This window comes from Sphingomonas sp. IC-56 (assembly GCF_021043375.1).
Taxonomy (GTDB): domain Bacteria; phylum Pseudomonadota; class Alphaproteobacteria; order Sphingomonadales; family Sphingomonadaceae; genus Sphingomonas.
The window spans coordinates 142,193-160,956 of sequence record NZ_JAJNDV010000003.1 but is presented as its reverse complement, the minus strand read 5'-3'; the positions used below and the strand labels follow the sequence as shown (position 1 = coordinate 160,956).

Annotated in this window: 16 protein-coding genes; 10 read left to right on the top strand and 6 right to left on the bottom strand. The window is 62.9% G+C overall.

What is annotated here, in order from left to right; translation table 11 throughout:
* Window positions 1-49 precede the first annotated feature (49 nt).
* The 3 genes from LQ953_RS05580 to LQ953_RS05570 form a co-directional block, all read right to left on the bottom strand.
* A complete protein-coding gene (locus LQ953_RS05580; protein ID WP_231029701.1) occupies window positions 50-427 on the bottom strand; it encodes a DUF2141 domain-containing protein in 378 nt (125 codons plus the stop codon).
* Window positions 405-1,181, bottom strand: coding sequence for a sterol desaturase family protein (locus LQ953_RS05575; protein WP_231029938.1), 777 nt, complete (start codon window positions 1,179-1,181; stop codon window positions 405-407). Before LQ953_RS05575 ends, LQ953_RS05580 begins: the two co-directional genes overlap by 23 nt.
* 66 nt (window positions 1,182-1,247) lie before the next feature.
* Window positions 1,248-2,393 carry a metallophosphoesterase gene (locus LQ953_RS05570; RefSeq protein ID WP_231029700.1) on the bottom strand — a complete coding sequence of 382 codons (1,146 nt, stop codon included), beginning with the start codon at window positions 2,391-2,393 and terminating at the stop codon, window positions 1,248-1,250.
* A 260-nt stretch (window positions 2,394-2,653) separates the two neighbouring features.
* Here LQ953_RS05570 and LQ953_RS05565 point away from each other — a divergent pair, with 260 nt between their 5' ends.
* Together LQ953_RS05565 and LQ953_RS05560 are read left to right on the top strand one after the other, a co-directional pair.
* Complete coding sequence (locus tag LQ953_RS05565; protein ID WP_231029698.1) at window positions 2,654-5,095, top strand: TonB-dependent receptor domain-containing protein; 2,442 nt, start codon at window positions 2,654-2,656, stop codon at window positions 5,093-5,095.
* Window positions 5,096-5,787: 692 nt separating this feature from the next.
* Window positions 5,788-6,162 carry a hypothetical protein gene (locus tag LQ953_RS05560; RefSeq protein WP_231029697.1) on the top strand — a complete coding sequence of 125 codons (375 nt, stop codon included), beginning with the start codon at window positions 5,788-5,790 and terminating at the stop codon, window positions 6,160-6,162.
* Here the strand turns inward: LQ953_RS05560 and LQ953_RS05555 are convergent.
* A complete protein-coding gene (locus LQ953_RS05555) occupies window positions 6,159-6,869 on the bottom strand; it encodes an RES family NAD+ phosphorylase (protein ID WP_231029695.1) in 711 nt (236 codons plus the stop codon). The two genes, LQ953_RS05560 and LQ953_RS05555, sit on opposite strands and share 4 nt — an antisense overlap.
* On the bottom strand, window positions 6,862-7,251 hold the full coding sequence (locus tag LQ953_RS05550; protein ID WP_231029694.1) for an MbcA/ParS/Xre antitoxin family protein: 390 nt from the start codon (window positions 7,249-7,251) through the stop codon (window positions 6,862-6,864). The genes LQ953_RS05555 and LQ953_RS05550 overlap by 8 nt, the downstream gene beginning before the upstream one ends.
* A 158-nt stretch (window positions 7,252-7,409) precedes the next feature.
* On the opposite strand from LQ953_RS05550, the gene LQ953_RS05545 reads away from it, so the two are divergent.
* From LQ953_RS05545 to LQ953_RS05530, 4 genes are read left to right on the top strand one after another with little or no spacing between them, the layout of a single operon-like run.
* Window positions 7,410-8,126, top strand: coding sequence for a hypothetical protein (locus LQ953_RS05545; protein ID WP_231029693.1), 717 nt, complete (start codon window positions 7,410-7,412; stop codon window positions 8,124-8,126).
* The gene (locus LQ953_RS05540) at window positions 8,119-8,556 is read left to right on the top strand and encodes a putative metal-binding protein (protein WP_231029691.1); all 438 of its coding nucleotides are present in this window, start codon (window positions 8,119-8,121) and stop codon (window positions 8,554-8,556) included. Before LQ953_RS05545 ends, LQ953_RS05540 begins: the two co-directional genes overlap by 8 nt.
* Entirely contained in the window at window positions 8,553-9,026 is a 474-nt protein-coding gene (locus LQ953_RS05535) for a Mov34/MPN/PAD-1 family protein (protein WP_231029689.1), read from the top strand. The genes LQ953_RS05540 and LQ953_RS05535 overlap by 4 nt, the downstream gene beginning before the upstream one ends.
* Complete coding sequence (locus LQ953_RS05530; RefSeq protein WP_231029688.1) at window positions 9,023-10,390, top strand: ThiF family adenylyltransferase; 1,368 nt, start codon at window positions 9,023-9,025, stop codon at window positions 10,388-10,390. Before LQ953_RS05535 ends, LQ953_RS05530 begins: the two co-directional genes overlap by 4 nt.
* A gap of 692 nt (window positions 10,391-11,082) precedes the next feature.
* On the opposite strand, the gene LQ953_RS05525 is transcribed toward LQ953_RS05530, so the two are convergent.
* Entirely contained in the window at window positions 11,083-11,814 is a 732-nt protein-coding gene (locus LQ953_RS05525; protein ID WP_231029686.1) for a hypothetical protein, read from the bottom strand.
* A gap of 85 nt (window positions 11,815-11,899) precedes the next feature.
* Between LQ953_RS05525 and LQ953_RS05520 the strand changes: the two genes are divergently transcribed.
* From LQ953_RS05520 to LQ953_RS05505, 4 genes are all read left to right on the top strand, one after another.
* The gene (locus LQ953_RS05520) at window positions 11,900-12,334 is read left to right on the top strand and encodes a hypothetical protein (protein WP_231029685.1); all 435 of its coding nucleotides are present in this window, start codon (window positions 11,900-11,902) and stop codon (window positions 12,332-12,334) included.
* A gap of 341 nt (window positions 12,335-12,675) precedes the next feature.
* On the top strand, window positions 12,676-13,662 hold the full coding sequence (locus LQ953_RS05515) for a hypothetical protein (protein WP_231029683.1): 987 nt from the start codon (window positions 12,676-12,678) through the stop codon (window positions 13,660-13,662).
* 139 nt (window positions 13,663-13,801) lie between these two features.
* Window positions 13,802-15,043, top strand: coding sequence for a phospholipase D family protein (locus tag LQ953_RS05510; RefSeq protein ID WP_231029682.1), 1,242 nt, complete (start codon window positions 13,802-13,804; stop codon window positions 15,041-15,043).
* Between the two features lie 469 nt (window positions 15,044-15,512).
* On the top strand, window positions 15,513-18,761 hold the full coding sequence (locus LQ953_RS05505) for an SNF2-related protein (protein ID WP_231029681.1): 3,249 nt from the start codon (window positions 15,513-15,515) through the stop codon (window positions 18,759-18,761).
* The last annotated feature ends 3 nt before the right edge of the window (window positions 18,762-18,764 follow it).

Here is an 18,764-nt window from a genome sequence, read left to right as displayed (position 1 = left end):
GTCCCCAGGAATGTTGCACCCGCGAAACGCTATCGGTTCTACACGGTTCCTAGAGCAGGTAACGAATGCGGATTTGTTGCTTTTCCGCACCGGTGGTCACCGGAAACTGCGCGCTGGAAAAGCTTGGCGGGCCCAGGCGGATCGCCGGGTTGCGCGAAAAGCCAAAGCCTTCCTTGGGGATGCCGAACATGGTGTCGAGCTTGGCGTTGCCGTTGGCGTCATGGATCACCGCAACTGCGTAATCGCCGGTCGGCAGCGCGTCGAAGCGCGTCGACGCGGTGCTGGCGGGCACGTTGCGCCGGATCGCATTGGGATCATCGCGGCAGCTGGGAAAGGCATCGGCCTTGCGCGTCACGCAGATGCGCAGCACGCCCTTGGCCGATCGCATGCCGGCAAAGTCGACCTCAAGCTGCCCGACCGGCGTCATGCCTCCCAGCAGCGCCAGGCACCCGACGGCCATGGCGGCGCGTGAAATCGCCGAGCCCCTTGTCCGTGCCGCACAGCCGATCCCAGAAACGGAAATAAAGCCCAAAATTGCACCCATATTGCTCATGGTGCCGCTGGTGATGGCTCGCGGTGATCAACCACGCGCCCAGCGGCCCCCGTGTCATGAAACGGGGGAAAACCTCCCACCCCATGTGATTGGTTACACCCATTATAGTCATGATCGCCAGCACCGTACCCAGTGCCGCGACATGAATCGGGATCAGGAACACCAAAGCCGGGATGACCAGTGCGCCGGTCAGTGCCTCGACGGGGTGAAAGCTCATCGCCGCCCAGGCGGTGGGTGGGCGGCTGGCATGGTGCACGGCATGGGCGATGCGGAACCATTTGGGCACGTGCATCCAGCGATGCGTCCAATAGAACCAGGTGTCGTGCGCGAAGAGGAAGAGCAGCACCGACACCGGCAGGTACCAGAGCGGACAGGCCGAGACTTCGGTGTAAATCCGCGTCCAGCCCAGATTCTGCCAGCCCCAGGCGACCACCCCGGCGGGCACGCCATAAATCGCGGCCGAGGCCAAGCTCCAGCGGATCTCCTTCGCCACCTGCTTGTCGAGCCCGGCATAGAGCCCAGGATGCTTCACCCGCGTTGCCAGCGCAAAGGCGCCGCTGGTCAGCAGGTAGCGCACCCCGACAATCGCCGTCATGGCGAGCGCGGAGAGAAGGATGGCGAGCACAATGGTCACCGCCGCGCCTTAGCCGAAAAGCCCACGGGAATCACGGCGTTATCTCGCCGGCCGCCCCGCTCAGGGCCGCGCTCGCAAGGTGATGCGCGTCAGTTCCGAAGGGCGGCCGAGGCGCAATGCGAAGCCCGGCCACAGTGCGGTGCCGTTGCTGACATAGAGCGTCATGTCGCCCAGGCGGTACATCCCCGACACGAAGCCGTTATTTGCCGGCGCGACCAGGCGATCGAGTCCGACGATCATGCCGCCATGCGTGTGGCCGGACAGCTGCACCGCCACGCCGGCTGCCGCCGCGCGCCGCGCCTCGCGGGGCTGATGGTCCAGCAGCAGGACCGGCACGCCTGCCGGCCTACCCGCCAGCGCCGCGGCCAGATCCGGGCCCGCTTCGCCCACACTGGGCGCGGATAGGTCTGTCACGCCGGCAAGCACTAGCCGGTCGCCGCCCCGCGTGAGCACCGCTAGCCGGTTGGGCAGCATCCGCATGCCCAGCCCGGCCAAGTGCCGCATCCACTCAGGATAGCTGAAGAAATATTCGTGATTGCCGGGAATCGCATACACGCCATCGGCGGCGCGCAGGTCCCGCAGCGGCGCCACATCGTCCCGGCGCATCGCGACCGACCCGTCGATGAAGTCGCCGGTGACGACGATCAGATCCGCGCCGGCGGCATTGGTGCGCTCTACCATGCGGCGTGTCCATGCGGCCGGGAACAACGTGCTGATGTGCAGGTCGGTGAGCTGCACGATGCGATACCCGTTAAATGCGCGCGGCAGGCCGCGAACGGTGATCTCGACATCCTTTACCGGCGGCACCCGCACGGCGTTCCAGATGCCGATACACGCCAGAATGGCGGCTGCCACGGCCATCGCAAAGCGGAGCTGGTCGCCCGGCCCCGCCGCACTGCGCCGCGCCCACAGCGTGGCAAGCCAGCCCAGATCCAGAAGCAGCTGGAACACGGCAAGCAGCAGGATCGCCCCGAACGCCCAGTTGAACAGGAGCACGACCGCACGCGGGAATTCGGGCGCGAACACCGATCCCGAGGACAGCCGGCTCCACAGATGGAACTGCGATCCGACCAGCAGCAGCACGGCGACCACAATCTTCAGCTCGAGCATCACGCTCAGCGGCCAGAGCCAGCGCGCGATCACGTACAGGCACGGCAGGGCAAAGAAGAGATGAAAAATCGCGCGGACTCCTTGGCTTGCGGCCATGTACCTGTGCCGCGCGTGCAAAGATACAGCCGCGCTCGGCGGATACGCGCAGTAATCAGCAGACGTGAATAGGTTCCGGCTGGCGCGCATAGCAATCGCTTCATATGCTCGCCCCCGGTTCTTCAGGACCGGAGGGGATAGACATGCCGAGGGAGCGGTGCCACCGGCTTTTACTTCGGCGCGTCTTGCTCGGCACGGCGGGTGCCGGCGCGGCGATTTGCGGGCCGGCGGCTTGGGCACAGGAGGCGCCGGCGCCCCCCGTGGAGGCAGAAGCGCCGCCGCAGGGGGAAGAAGAAGTCATTATCCTGGGCACGCGCGGATCGGCAGTTACCGACATCGCGCCGCTGCTCACGCTGGACGAGAACAATGTGGCGGCGCTCGGCGCCTCGACCATGGACGAGCTGCTTCGGGCGATTCAGGGAAGCACGCTATCCGCCGACGGGTCCCCGCCGGTCTTCCTGCTGAATGCGCAGCGGGTGTCGGGATATGAGGAAATCGGCACCCTGCCGCCCGAGGCGATCGAGAGAGTCGAAGTGCTGCCGGAACTCGCGGCGCTGAAGTTCGGCTATCCGCCGACGCAGCGCGTGGTGAACTTCGTCACCAAGCGGGTGTTCGACCAGCTGGACCTGCGCGGCGCCCTGGGCAGCACCACGCGCTGGGGGAGTCTCAGCCAGAAGGGCAATGTCGGGCTCACCCGCCTGCGCGGCGACAGCCGGACGAGCCTGACGCTGGAAGTGCGCCATGCCGATGCACTGCTGCAATCGGACCGCGACCTGCTGCCTGATCCCGACGTGCCGTTCGACGCATTGGGCAACATACTGGGACAGTCTGGCGGTGAAGTGGACCCGGCGCTCTCGGCCGCTGCGGGCGTTCCGGTGACGATCGCGCCGGTGCCCGCCCGCGCAGAGGACCGGGGCTCGCTGGCCGCCTATGCCGCGGGGGCGAACCGGCCGCGGCTGTTCGACCTGGGGCCGCTGCGCACGCTGACCCCCGATACGCGCGCGGTAAAGGCGCAGGCGGTGCTCGCCGACCGGATCACCGCCACGCTCGCCGGCTCGCTTACCTTGAACGCCGAGCAGAACCTGGAGCGCAGCAGCACCGGCCCGGCGCCGGTATATCTGAACGTGCCCGCCACCAACCCGTTTTCCCCCTTTTCCGCCCCGGTGCGGCTGGCGCGCTATCTGACGGAGGCAGCGCCGCTGCGTCAGCGGCAGAAGACGACCACGCTAAAGGCTGGCTTCACCTTGCGCGGATCGGTCGCGCGTTGGCGATGGGACCTGAGCGGCGCATTCGAGCAGAAGCAGATCGACGGGCGCAGCGAGCGCGGGATCGACCCGGCTGGGGCCAATGCTGCGATCGCCGGCGGCACCGATCCGTTCGCGCCGCTCGCGCCCGCGCTGCTACGCGACCGGCTGGAGGACGTGGCGCGGCTGCGCACCCGTACGGGCGAGGCGAAGCTGGTGGTAACCGGTTCGCCGCTGCGGCTGCCCGCCGGCGCCGTGACGTTCACTGCCACTGCCGAGCTTGGCCGCGCCACCGCCGCTTCCGTGACGCGCGGACCCAGTCCGTTTGACCTGGAACTGGGCAGGACCCGAGCTGAGGGCGGTGCGGCGATCGACGTGCCGATCACCGGCACCGACGCGCTATCCTGGCTCGGCCAGCTATCGGCCAATGCCGCGTTTCGGGCGCGGCATGTCAGCGGGTTCGGGCAGTTGCATGACGCCAGTGCTGGGCTGGCGTGGACCGTGGCGAGCGGCGTCCAGCTGACCGCATCGCTGAGGCGGAGCGGCGCCGCGCCCGACCTGGCACAGCAATCCAGTCCTGAGGTGCGCGTGGCGAACGTGCCCGTGCTCGATTTCGGCAATGGCCGCACCGAGCTGGTCATGCTGGTAACCGGCGGCAATCCCGGGCTTCGCGCGGAGGAGCGGCTGGTGCGATCGCTGGGATTTAATCTGAAGCCCTTCGCCAGCCGCGAATGGAGCCTGAGCGCCACCTATGAGGCGACTCAGGTGCGCGATCAGACCGGCTCGGTCTACGCGATCACGCCACAGACCGAGGCACTGCTGCCCGACCTGTTCACCCGCGACGCGGCGGGGCGGCTTACGGACGTGCAGTTCCGCCCGCTCAACTTCCACCGCGAGCGCATCCAGGCGTTGAACCTGACGGTGAATGTGTTCAGCCAGCTCGGCAAGCCGGCGGCGCCCGACCCCGCGCGGCAAGGCCCCCCACCGCCGCGCCCGACCCTGTATCTCGGCGCAGGCCCCACCTACAAATTCAGCGACCGCCTGCAGCTGCGGCCCGACACGCCCGAGCTGGACGTGCTGCGCGGCGACACAGTGACGGGCGGAAGTCTGCCGCGCCTGTCCGGCTTCGTCTATGGCGGGCTCACGCATCAGGGGAGCGGCGTGACCTTTGACGGGTGGTATAGCGGCACCGGGCGCGTGCGGAGCGGCGATCCGGCCGCCGACTTCCGCTTCGGCGCGCTGCTGCGGCTGAACGTCAGTGCATTCATGGACCTGCACGACATCGCCAAGCGCGCGAAATGGACCGAGAAGCTGCAACTGCGGCTGGACGTCAGCAACATCGGCGATGGGCGGCAACGGGTGCGCGACGGCAATGGCAATACGCCAAACCGCTTCCAGGCCGATTATCTCGACCCCGTTGGGCGGACAGTCACGGTCTCGCTCCGCAAGCTGTTCTAGGGGGTGACCCACAAATGGGCTGCCCGGGTCGACGCTGTGGGATGTGCGCACAAGCGTTGGCGACCCGCAGGTCATGGATCCAATCACTTAGCGTCAGGAAAATGGTGCCAGAAGAGCTTGACTTGTGTTTAGCCAAGCAACTGATCTGACGAGCAGAATCATCGATCTTTTTGACCGCCGGAGCCCCTTATAGCACTTTCTTTATTCGTGGAAAAGGCTGGATGTACTTGGACGTTAAGTTCGAGTCCCGACCGGTACTGCGATGTGAGGGCGATGACCTTCTGCCAGAACAGTGGCGGCGTAAGATGGGTCGGTTGGGGACAGGCAGCGTTGAGGCAATCAACCTAGGAAGCTGCTCTCGCGGAGTGATTGCCGGGCACGGTAGCTACCGACCAGAGCCAGTCCTTCGCGAGCTTGGTTCTAAACGGCAGATTCTGACACAACTTGCCATTCGCTCTAGCGTGAAGCCACCTGGCAGCAACGCGCCTCGTTTTCAGCCACCGGCGAATGGAACTTCCGATCCTGAAAGTCGTCGTTTCTAAGTTCCTATCGAGATCCCGATAGGGTTCAGCGACACACTGAGTTCTGGACATGTAGCCCGTAAACCGATCCGTAGGAGCGAAGACGCCAACGATCTGCTATGGTCAGACCGCTGCATATAGAATTTGTGGCCGCGCGTGCGTGGAGAATCGATGCCAAAGTGGTTGAAGGCGGTACTGCACTTCTTGGTCGGCGAGCCGAATGTCCAGCGGCCAGCTTCCAGAACGTCCCGGCCGACAGGCGCTGCCTCGCGCCAGCGATCCTATCCGGTCGTCGGCCTCAAGGAGCATGCCGGAGAAGGTCGGCCGGAAAGGCTTCACTGGAAGGCGAGCCATCCCTCCACGATACGTCGCTTCAAGGCGGAGGTGACGTGCTCCCGCGGGCACGGCATCGCGCTTCGCGACCACACGATCGAAGCCGATGGCCGCGTCGTTCCCAGCATCGTGTGCAGGACTCCGGGCTGCGACTTCCACGAGATTGTCCGCCTCGAAGGCTGGCGGGCAGGCAGGATTCCCGCCGCGATCTAGGCAGCGAGGCAATCCGCTTCGCTGCGCAGATGGTCCGGCTCGATCCGAGTACCTTTGTCGTCGAACGCGTAGAGAAGCGATATCCGCTCACCGTTCCACTGGTAGCGATAGTGGACCGCCTGGAGGGTCTGCTCCAGAATCGACCCGTTCAGCACGGAGATCGCCGTCGCGCTGGGGCGTTCGATGGGGTGGAAGAGCACCCCGTCCACATCGTCCCCGATGGACTTGCCGAGCTCGCGCCCGCGGTCCCGCGCCTCCTCCGCGCCTAGGCCGCGCAGGTCGACGAACCGGCCAGACAGCGGCGTCTTGAACATCCGCATGTCCAGGCCGATCGGGCCCTCCGACGTGCAGGCGAGAAAGCGCTGACGCTTCGCCACCGAGATCGCCAGCGCCGTCTGGCGGTCAGCAGCGACCTCGAGGCACGGACGGTCGGCATCGAAAAAGGTGCTGCCGTCCGGATGGCCGTACGCGAAGGGAGCCAGGTTCCAGTTCTGGAGGCGCGCTGACGTCTTCGGGTCCTTGTTCTCGAGGCTAGCGATGCGAGCCTGCGACTGGAGGCGGGGGTTGGTCAGGTTCTCGATGTCGACCAGCGCGTTCAGGCGGTCGTTCGCGACCAGGCCTTCATACACTGAGACTGGCGGGAAGCGGGACGGGATGAGCCGGAAGGTTTCGCCCTTCCACGGCACGACGGGTCCGATCTCAGCCACCACGCTGGGCATCCAGGAAGCGCTTCACCTTGTAGAGGCTGGTGACCTTGCCTTCGAGCATCACGTCGAGCGCGCTGGCACCGTCGAAATACGTGTTCTTCTTGCGCACCCACTCCTCGCCGCGCTCGTCAACGGTGAAGAGGATCCGCAGCGATTTCCAGATGCCGAAGATATAGGAGAGCCGCTCCTGCGTGTCGGCGGGCAGGTTGCCGCCTTCCTTCTTCCATTTGAAGAAGGTCGAACGACCGGGAGACCCTAGCAGCAGGATCTGCTCGTCGGTGGAAAGGCCCCACCGCTCGGCCATTGCGAAGAAGGCTTCCAGCTCGGCTGGAATCCCTGATCGCACGACGACTGCATGGGCGTCGGGGGCGCTTATCGCCATCTCAAACTACTCCTTTGTCCATATGTGGACTTGACGCCGCAATTAGTCCCGATGCATACAGAGTCCAGATCGAGACCGATGAGACACTTTAGTCCAGATACTTCGATCGTCAAGAGTCCCGGCGGCGTGGTCGGCATCGTACTGGAGCAAAAGACATAATGACCATCTTCGACCCTGGGCGCGATCGCGCCGCCGACGAGTTCCCCGTCAATGGCGAGCTCATCAAGTTCGACGACGCCATCATCAGGGTGCGCGAGGCGCTCAATGCTGCCGGATTGACGCCCGCCAGCGAGCATCAGGCCGTCATGATCGAGAACGGACGCACCACCCATATGACCACGGACGCTAAGATCGTCCTCGCCGATCATCCTCATGGTCAGCTGCGCGCCGCCCTGTCCGACGAGGCCTACGCCTTCACCGTGAACGAGATCGGGCAGATCTGGCCCACGGATCAGATCGAGACGGACGAGTTCAACCGTATCTGGCCGGCCCCCGAGGGGCAGGACTGGGTTCTGGAGCGGAAGGACGAACCGGACGTGGTTCTCCGGCCGGGCAGCACCATCGCGTTCGGCCCGAAGGGCGTCGAGCACGTCGTCTCGCGCAAGCATCACGGTGCCGACAAGCTGCTGGTGACGGTCATGACGCTCAGCGGCGTGTTCCCGGCCGAAGGAGGTCTGCGCGTCAAGAGCGACGAGACGATCTCCTCCGTGCTGGAGAAGGCGGCGCGGAAGCTCGACCTCGCCGACACGTCGGGTTGGGTCGTCAGCGTCGCAGGCAACGACATCAACGCCTCGCTGAGCTTCGGGCAGGCGGGCCTGACCGGTACCGTCGAACTCGACTGGATGCCGCGCGAAGGTGGCGGCGGCAATGCTTGAGCTGATCTCGCGGGCGGCGTTCGAGGCGGACGTAAGCCGCCTCGACGTCGCCGCCGTGCGTCGCTGGGGGTGGGAGATCGTGTCGGCGAAATACCCCGTCTTCGACGTCATCTTCCACCATCCGACCGCGGCGGCGCTGCGCCTGCGGTTGGAATGCGAGCAGTGGAACGAGCTGTCGCCCAGCATCCAGCTCCTGCGTGCCGACGGCACGCCGGTGGATGCGGCGCCGCCTTCAGTGGGCAGCATCTTTCATCCTTGCCCCCATCCGGTGACGGGGCGTCTGTTCGTGTGCATGCGCGGGGTGCGGGAATACCATACCCATGAAAGCCACTTCACCGAGGCATGGTCGAACTATCGCGGCACGTCGGGCAACGATCTCATCGGCATCGTCACCCAGATCTACCGCTCATGGAAGAAGGCAGTAGGATGACCACGCTAAGCTGCACCACCGACACGCTCGCACGAACGATCGACATCCTGCGTACGGGCGGCGCACGTTCCGAGGAACGCGCCGTCCTCTGGCTGGGGCCTGTCTCCGGTATCCGCGAACCGATCCCGGTCACGGAGGTCTACGAGCCCGATCAGATTACCGACATCGACTATTTCAAGCTGGCGCCTGCAAGCCTGCGCGCCCTGATGAATCATCTGCGCGGCGCACGTCTGAAGATACTGGCGCAAGTCCATAGCCATCCCGGTCGTGCCTTTCATTCGGAGGCCGACGACGAATGGGCGATCGTCCGCCATGTCGGCGCGCTTTCGCTGGTGCTGCCGGAATTCGCTCGCAACACAACGCCGGCGAACTTCGCGGAGCAGGCCGCCAGCTATCGCCTTTCGGGCGAAAACGAATGGGTTCGCGTACCGACGTGCGGTCCCGACGGATGCATCGGAGTAGTGGGATGATCACCGCCAGGCAGGAGAATGCGCGGATGCTCGCGTCGGCGCTCGGCATCGACGAGGATGCTGCATCGGCCCGTTTGGAAGGCCGCATCCTGGTCACGGTGGAGGAGCGCGCTTCCTGCGCCGACTGGGCTCGGGAGGTCTGCGATCTGCTCGATCGCACCATGGCCGTGACGCGCGATCCGGCCGACGACGTGAAGGTCGAACTCGTCGTCGGCAATGCCGCACCGCGTTCGAACGCCACGCGGCTGTACGCGAGGATCAACGCCTCGAAGGCGGTGATCGGCCTCGAACCGTCGAAGACGGCGTCCTCCGATCCGCACCCGCTCTTCGCGGCGATCGCGGCGTGTCCGACGGCGGCGGCGGCTCTTTCTCTTGCGATTGGCGCCGAGGAACTTCCGAAGGTCAGCCTTCCGATCACCGTATGGATCGACCAGCTCGGCGTCCCGCGCGAGGCCCTGGATGCGTCTATCGACCTGGACGGCGCAGTGCTGATCGGCGCGGGCGCCGTCGGCAACGCGTTCCTGCGGGCGCTGCGTCATATCGACGCCCGGGGTACGCTACCGATCGTCGATCCCAAGGCAGTCGGCGGCGGTAATCCGAACCGATGCCTCTATTTCACCGAGGCCGACGTCGGGCAACCCAAGGCTGAAACTTTGGCCCGGAACGCCAGCCCCGATTTCCCGCGTGTCGCGCTAATTCCCTTCAACGGGGATTTTCACGACTACGTTGCGAAGAATGGCCCTCAGCGCACTGCGATCGTCACCGTCGATAGTCGTCGCGTCCGTCGCGCTATTCAGACCGAAGTTCCCGAACGCGTGTTCGACGCGTCGACCACCGATATCCGGGCGGTCGTCGTCCATTCGCACCGCCAACCGACCGCCGATGCATGTCTTTCGTGCATCTATCGCCACGTCCCCGATGAGCACGCACGGGAACGTGCCATCGCCGACGGGCTTGGGATCAGCCTGGACATGGTCAGGGAAAGTCTCATCTCCGCGGATGCGGCGGCGCTGATCGCTGGCGCCAACGCGGAAATACAGGCGGCGGCGATCGAGGGCATGGCCTATGACAGCCTGTTCAAGCAGCTGTGCGCCGAGCAGGCGTTGAAATCCGCTGAGGGCAAGCAGGTTCTCGCCCCTTTCGCGTTCGTCAGTGCTCTTGCCGGCAATCTGCTGGTGGTCGAGATGTTGCGCGTGCAGACCGGTCTGACAGACACCAATTACTGGCAGGTCGATCCATGGGGGTCACCCATCGGAAAGCTCCGCAGCTGCCGCCCCCGCATCGTCGACTGCGAATTCTGTTCGATCCCGCACTTCGTGGCCATCGCCGACCAGCTCTGGAGGGAGAAATCGGAGGCGGCGTGAGGAGTCGAGACGCTGGTCGCAGCAAGCGAACGACCGTTTTTCACTGCGAGCCTCTCTAAAGTGACCCGTCGGCAATCGGCCCAATTTCTGCCAACCCGCGGCGCCGGTCACGCAACCGCTATTCGTCCCTTCCTGGCGAGAGCTGCCGTTCGAGCTATCGCTCTGGAGCGGCAGGATTGTCGCAAGAACCGACTACGATTGGAGGGTCCGATTTCGCGCACGGGGCAATCTCGTTCGCATGGTGATAAGGTGTGCGCCCGGCCGCCTCAGGCAGGCGCTGGAGGGAAGAAGCCGGAATCAGCTTGGACGATAAGTTCGAGTCCCGACCTCGTTACGGCGGGCCGAAGGCGGTGATCTTCTGCCGGAACAGCTACTGCAGAAATGGGTCGGTTACGAATTGGTAGCTGCAAGGCAATCACTTAGGGAATCTGCCGTCGTCGGTTGACTTGCCGAGCACGGCAAGTGCCGACCAAAGATAGTCGCTGAGGACCGCGCTAACCAACGTCAGGTATCGACGGAAGATGCCATCTCGCCTGTTCCGAGCGAACCGTCTCTTGAAAGGGAGCGCCGCCACGTCCGCACCGACGTCGTCGCGAACGACGTCTTAGTGGCGGTCGATCTCCTGAATGGGATTTATCGTTCCTGCATGGCGCACATGCATGCGCCAGGCCGAAAAGGATCAAGGTCGCCGATCAAGTGCGCCCGCCGTTCGGTTCCTCGATAAACGAGCATGCCCACGATTGCGCGCGAACCATGTCCACCATGTCCTGATCGTACTTGAACAACGGTACGTGCAGGTGCCGGCCCGCTAGCGAGATCGCTCCTTCTTCCCACCGGGGGTCGGCTTCCACGAAATAGCGCAGCTCGATTCCTTCCAGGTGGAGGAGGAGCGCATCTATGTCCACCAGCTCCCCTCGGGCACGCATCTCGCCGAGCGCAAGCGACAGGAGCGGCAGCGTGATCCGCGCGATCCCTAGCGCGGGATCGAAGATCTCGGGTGCACCGAAGCACGACCGCGCGAGGATGCCGTGCCGGATGTCAGCCACCGCAACAGGCCGCCCGACGGCGGCACTCGCGATAGCTTCCTGCTCGGTAACCTCAAGTGCGCGGAACTTCTCCACTTGGCCGATGCCATCGCGAATGCGATCGGCCAATCGCTCCGTCAGGCGAGCCCCCTGCGGTGGCAGCGTTCCTTTGGCCTGGATGAGCAGCACCGGCCCGGTCTCGCCAGCGACGACCAGGTCGATTTCCCCACCCGCATAATCGTAGCTTGGACGGAGGAACCAGGGATGGCTTCGCCGCAGGAACTCGATCGCCTGGCGGATGAGCACCGGCTCCAGCTCGTGGGAGACGTGGTTCGCATAGGTGCGGGCATCCAGCGTGGAGAAGGCGAAGACGGCATTGCGGAGATGGAGGAAGTTCAAGACTAGGATTGGTGAGAAGACGTAGCTCTTCTCGAAGCGCGCGAACGGTGGGAACAGGCCATCCCCGCCGTTGTGGCGCTGGCGATTGCCGGAAATCAACGCAGAAGAATCGGATGAAGCGCTCGGCATCTCCGGGCTCGGCGGCCGACAGCCTCGCGATCAGCCCGACCAACCAGTCTGCCTCGACGTTGCACGAGATCCATTCGAGGGTCTCGTCGGAGATGCCCTTCCCGTCATTGTCGCGGTTGGACGTCGCCCCGAGGATCATCGATATCTCGAGGGCCAGCTCGGCATAAGCGAGGATCGCTGCGCGAATGCGATAGAAGCCGGAATATCCCGACCCGAAGATGCGCTCCATGCCTTGGGGCGCGACGAGGTTAGGCTCGGCGAGCGAGAAGAGCAGCGCCTCGATCTTGCGGCCCAGCAACGGGCCGACCAGGTCCCAGTTCGCATCTGGGAGATCCCGCACGATCTCGCGCAGGACAGGATCCAGTACCAGACCGCCCTGGCCTGCGCGTAGCTCGGGTCCTTGAGGACCTCGGTGCCGATCCTAAAGCTGCCCATGAGCAAGCGGCGCCAGGATCAATCGTTCACATCCGTGTCGATGACCGCCCGATCCTGACGGAAGCTGCCGTTTAGGTTAATCGAAGCCTGTGTGGGCAACAAGCCCATGACACCTAAACGATAGCGAGCCAGTCGGTCGATTGCTACAAGAGTTCTTGTAAAAGCACGGATACTTTCATGCTACGAGTTTTTCAATCTTCTTCTAGCCACGAACAGTTGATCGAGTTCGATCGCGCGGCCGTTGTCAATAATTTTCGAGTTGGCAGACAAACCAACATTATATTCGATACGAATGTGATGATCGAAATAGAGATGGCCTATCGAACAGAACAGCCACATAATAAACTTAAAGAAGCGGGCATTGCTCAATTTGCTAAAATGATATCGAAATATTCTAAATACGGCGTCTTCATATCTCCAGGTGCGGCATACCAGGAACTGCCGCCTGCACGCAGGGGGGCTGTCGAGATCGCATTCAGCAAGATGCTAAGATACTACCTTCCACATTTTAGATATGATCCAAACGCAAGGCCTATGCCTTTTACGGGCGAAAGCACAGTCCCCGAGGTGTTTTCAGAACTCCCGAGCGAAATGCAAGAATTTAAGTCATGCCCGTATGCCTCGCTGATGGCCATAAACATCATCCATCGTTCAAAGATCCTTGATCCCATCGAGAAATTCATTGCTTATATCGATTACTGTTCTGAAGTACTCAATCTAATTAGCGTAAAGGAAGCGTCAATCGCGAGATATGTATTTTCGCCAGACGTAGGAATGACCGACTCTCTTCGAGACCGAAAAAATGCCATAATGAGCAACTTTGCTAAAATTAAAAAAGGAGGCGGGAAAGGCTTATCTACAAGCGAGCTTATAAAGCGCATATCGCTGAACGGCGCCAATGATCTGATCATAATAACCGCTGCAGATGTCGTAAACAATACTAGAAAGCAGAATAACCACGATCTTATTGAGCACGATGTCTGGATCGCAACTAGCGATGAAAAGCTCTACGCGTTCTGCCGCGCATGCCCTAGCTTCCTCTTGGAAGACAGGACGGGGGCCATGGCTCGATTTCTTGACGTGCATGAAGATATCACTGGGACGCGTTACTGGAAGAAATCGGCCGAAATTTTAGCCGGGAGGCTCCAAGAGCGTCGAAGCAAAGTTGGCTTCAATGATGATATGAGCGTAATTGTGCAGGCCGCTCTGCAGGCCGAGGCCTTGCTTTTGGAGGGTGATGCGGAAAGTTTCTTCCAAACCCGGTCATGGCGACATCGGCCATGAGAGCCTGTTTCGATGAGCGGACGATATTGTCGGTCTAGCCAGGCTGAACAGGTCGATCCGCACGAAATACAGACCGGCGAACTGTCGTCATGGAGAGAAGCGCACGCGCCTGAAACGCATGGGCATTGATGGGAGGCATATGGGAGTCGCACCGGCCAAGGTCGTGGCATCGCTGCTAGAAAATGGCAGCGAGGAAGGTCACCTCGAGGAGATCGATCGCCGTCTCGCCCACGCAACGCATGTCATCTGCATCGTCGCTTTTGCCAAATACACCGGCTGGGGGTTCATCAAGAACGCGCTGAGGGAACGCGCCGCGAAGGGCCTGAAGGCGACGTTCGTCATTGGTCTGAACTTCTACCAGAGCGAACCGGTGGTGCTTCGCGGGATTCGGCGCCTGCAGTCCACAGCCAATGCCAACGGCGGCGAGATCAAGCTCTACATCAGTGAGCAGAGCGGAGCGACGCTTCATCCGAAGGTCTACTGGATCAAGGGGCGGAGCGGCCAGACGCTGATCGTCGGCTCGGCCAACATGACCTGGGGCGGCCTGTCCGGCAATCACGAACTCTCCGCTCTCCTGACAGGATCCGCCGCCAAGCAGGAGGCTTGGCTCAGGCGCTGGATCGATGCCCGGATCAAAGCGCATGACATTGTCGAGGCGACCGAGGAACTCATCAAAGCCTACGAGAGGCGCCGCGATATTCACCAAGCCGCGATGAAGATCGCCGAGCGGAAGGCGTCACGCGCGATGGAGGCCAAGCCGGGCGATCCTGTCACGCTGGCTGCTCTTCTGGTCGAGATGCGTGCCGACAAGGGTTCGGAGGGGTTCGATGCATCGACGAAGCGGCGGAGGGAGAATCTGCTCAAAGCCCGAGGCCAGTTGGAGGTCCTGACCCGGAAGCCTGACCTCAAGCGGCGTGGGTTTCTGGACGCATATGAGGAACTAATAGGGTATTGGCACTCGAGCGGCATGGCGCGCGGTAAGACGACAGTCGCAAAGAAGCCCGCGCAATTCCAGGCGGCCCTTCGCGCGCTAGTCGCGGAGCAGTCGGACGACCCGGCTCTGCTCTTCGATCTGCTCAAAGCCCATTTCGCCAAGATTCCGCGCGCTGGAACCAACGTGCTGACCGAAATCCTACATGTCCGAGATCCCGCTCGGTTTCCGGTCATGAATCAGAACTCGGTCAAGGGAATGGGCCTCGCCAATATCACCGATTATCCCCGGCTTCCAAAAAAGGCGACCGTCGACGGGGCCCGCTACGCGCGGTTCGCCGCACATGCTGAAGCGCTTCGGAACAGTCTCGACTTGGTCGACCTGAGCGAACTCGATGCACTCTTCAACTACGCCTACAGTCGGACCGGCGATGAGGATGACGACGAATAGCCGCGCTTGCACACGACACCTACGGTATCGATTTCCTGCTCCATGGAAAGGGTTTCGTGCTCGGCCTGCCGCTCGAGCCGGATTGGTTGTCTGCCCTTTATTTCAGCGAGCGCTAAGGTAGTACTTCCCGGCATCGCGGCGGCAACCATAACTACTGAAATTGGGGCGCTCATTCGTCCAAATCGGTCTTTGAGATGAAAACACCGGCCCCCCGAAAAGGCGCCTACCTAAAGCGATGACGACCACTTTCGCTAGCAGCGCCCCGCCAAACAGATGTGGTGGGTCTTCTGCAATCCAGGGACGGTAAGCGGCGCTCTCAGACCTTGTTCAGCAGCAAATGGCCGAAGACGGGTAAAAGTTCGCGCACCGCCGTAGATTTTTAAGATCGGATCCATAGAGTTGGAGACGGAGGGGGATTGATGATGGCATCAATAGCGGCGCTTGCGAGACACTTGTCCGGGCATCCCGCGTGAACGCGCCGGTGGGCAGCCTTGTCAACGTCGCAGCGCTCGGCCAGTTGGGTGTCGGCAAGCTCCATAAATATGATGAGCTTGGACGGGCGGTAGTCCACTTCGGCGGTGAAGGCACACGGACGCTGGCGCCCAGGACTCCGATCGCGCGCGCGCGCCTCAGCGAATCCACGCCGGTTCGATTCAAGACCGCTGCAGGCGTGGTTACCACGGGCGACATTGTCGACTTCCTGATCGAGCGTGAAGACGGAGGTTTTGTCTACCGGGTTCGCTCCGACGGCGAAATGCACGACGTCTGGGAAGGGCTGATCATGCCGATCGGTGAGACAACCGATCCCATGCAGTTGTTAAAGGCGTATCGCTGGGACACGCCGCGAAGCTACGTCGCTCGCTGGTCGATGGCGGACATTTATGGCCGTTGGTGCGCGGCATCGGGCGGGCTGCCTGCGATGCTGGGTGCCCGGGTATTGCCGCTCGGACATCAGATATATGCGGCACGTCGCGTCCTGTTCGATCGCACGCCGCGCTTCATCCTGGCCGACGAGGTCGGTCTCGGGAAGACGATCGAGGCCGGCATGATCATCCAGGCGCTGCAAGCGGAGAGGCAGGACTTCAGCGTCCTTGTTGTGGCGCCGGGGTCGATGTCGCGCCAGTGGCTCACAGAAACGTATCTTCGCTTCGGAGCGCGCGCCTACCATCACATTGATTGTGCGAGAATGGCCGAGGAGAGTCGCGCCTCGCTGAGCGCTCTCGTTAACGGTCAGCGGCTGGTCGTCGCCACCACGGCGCTTGAAGCCCACACTGAGCTTGCGGAGATGATCACCGCTCGCCGCTGGGATATGGTCGTGATCGACGAAGCGCACCAGATCCCGCCCGATCACGCCCTCTACCCCCGGTTGGAGCAACTTTCACGACAATCCGATGGGCTCCTTCTCCTATCTGCGACACCCTCCAAGCGCGACATGGCCGGGCTCGTGGGCCTGCTCGCATTGGTTGCGCCCGACGCATTCGCGGATGAAACGGCTGACAGTTTCCAGGCGAAATATGACCGCCAAAGCGCGGTCTGGGATCGTCTCAACTTTACCCGCAAGCTGATTGACGCAACCGCAACCGAGGGTCGTGAACTCGACCCCGATGAAGTCGAGTTCGTCGCCGAGGAGTGGGTGGGCCTGATCGAAGGGGACGACCTGTTCGATGCCCTTCTGAAACGTATGCGAGCCGGCGAAGCGGAGGCCGCGATCGAGCTCATCGCCTACGTGCAGGAGTTCCACCGGCTCGATCACCGGATTATCCGGACCCGGCGCGCGACCCTGGCGAGCGAGACCACCAGTTGGCCGGAACGAACCTTGGTGGAGCTGCCTTGGTCGGCCAGCCAAGCCGAAGCTATTTTTCTGAACCACCTTGAAGAACTGCCACAGGGCGACGGGGCTGAAGCCAAGGCGCTGCGCGCTCTTTACCAGCGGTTCTGCTCAACCTCTCCTAAGGCGGCGGTTCGCTTCCTGGAAGAGCGCCGAGAAGCGCTCGATGATGAGCCGGGCGGGGCTGCGGGCGACCCGATGGCGAGAATAGCGGCTGATACCGGCCCCAATGACGAGCCGATCATTCTCGCCGAACTCGTCCGGAGTCTGACTCGCCTGGATGGTGAGGAAAGCTGGCTCCGCACCGCTCTTGGTCTCGCGGAAGCCTGGCATCAGGAGGGCGGCTTCAGCCGTGCCGATCTCCTCGCCGACTGGCTGACGGACCATCTACGTGATCCCGAAAACCAGGTCTTGGTCTTTGTGCAGGATGCCGAAGCTGCCGATGACCTCGCCGACCGCCTCGAAGCTCGGCATGGCAAGCATGCGGTCGCGCGCTTTCATTGCGAAATTGACGAGGAAGACCTCGCGAGCACGGCATTCCGGTTCCAGCATGACAAGAGCTGCCGCGTGCTCGTGTCAGACGAACTGGGTGGTGAAGGCCGAAATTTCCAGAACGCCTCTGCCGTCGTCCACTTCGACGTCCCGGTCTCCTGCGCACGGCTCGAACAGCGCATCGGCCGGCTGGACCGCGTCGGTCGGCAGAGCGATCGCGAGGTTCTTTCGGTGATCCTTGAACCTGCAAGCTCCGCGGACCAGGCCCTGCTGGAAACCCACCGCGACGTCTTCCGGGTCTTCAATCGGTCAATCGGCGGCCTGGAATTCACTCTCCCCAAGCTGCAACTTCAGGTGCAGGCGGCCTACGGCGAGAGCCCCTCGGCCTTGCGGGCGATCACTGGCGACCTCCGTGCGGAAGTCGACGCGTCGCTCAGCGCCACCGACGAGGCATTCGATATCTCGCTCGACGCGACCAAGCCGCAGCTCGAACGATCCATCGCCCTGGTCGCGGGGACCGAGGACGAGAGCGACACGGCGGAGAGCGCATCGACGTTGCGGTCCTGGGCCTCGCGCTTAGGGATCCAAACGAAGAAGCGTGACGATGGAAGCAGCGAGTTTCGATGGACCAACGGCTCGCTCAATGTCAGCAGCGATCGATTGAAGATCGGCGCGGGCACCGACTCGGAAAGCCGCCTCCTCTGCGGAACGTTCGCCCGGCAGACGGCGCTTGCACGTGACGACCTGCAATTTTTCGCGCCTGGTCACAGCCTGATCGATACGATGATTTTCGAGGCCGAGCATGGACGGCACAGCCGGGTGACGGCATTCATGCTCGAAGGCTTTGCCAAGCATAAGGGCACCTTGCTCCTTCAGGTGCTCGCCCGGTCGGTTCTCGACGAAAGGCTTTGGCAGGGCCATGACATTGGTCCGGGCATCGCCGCACGAGCACGCTCGCTCCTCTGGCCCGAAGTCACCGCCGAGATCATGCTGCTCCGTGACGGTCGCGGCGCCCACCAGGATATCGTCACTCACGCGGGTCTTCGCGGCTTCCTTGATCACCCGCGGAGGGACCTGACCTTGAGACCGATCGAACCGTCGATGGTCAGCGAGCTGCCGTTTCTTCCGGAACTGTGGAACTCGATCGACAAGTCCGTTCCCCTGGCCCTCGCATCTATCGAGAAGCGCCGGGCAGCCACTGCCCACGAGCGCGGCGATGCGCTTGAAACGAGCCTGAGAGGCGAGCTTGGGTTCCTGCGATGGCAGGCGCGTACCGCTAAGGACCAGGACGCTGCTGATGCTTTCCAGGCCGCCATCGACGCGAGGCTGGCCCTTATACAGTCCACTCGCTCGCCGCGCACCGATCTCCTCGGCCTGGCCTTGATTGCCCTGGTCTGAGAG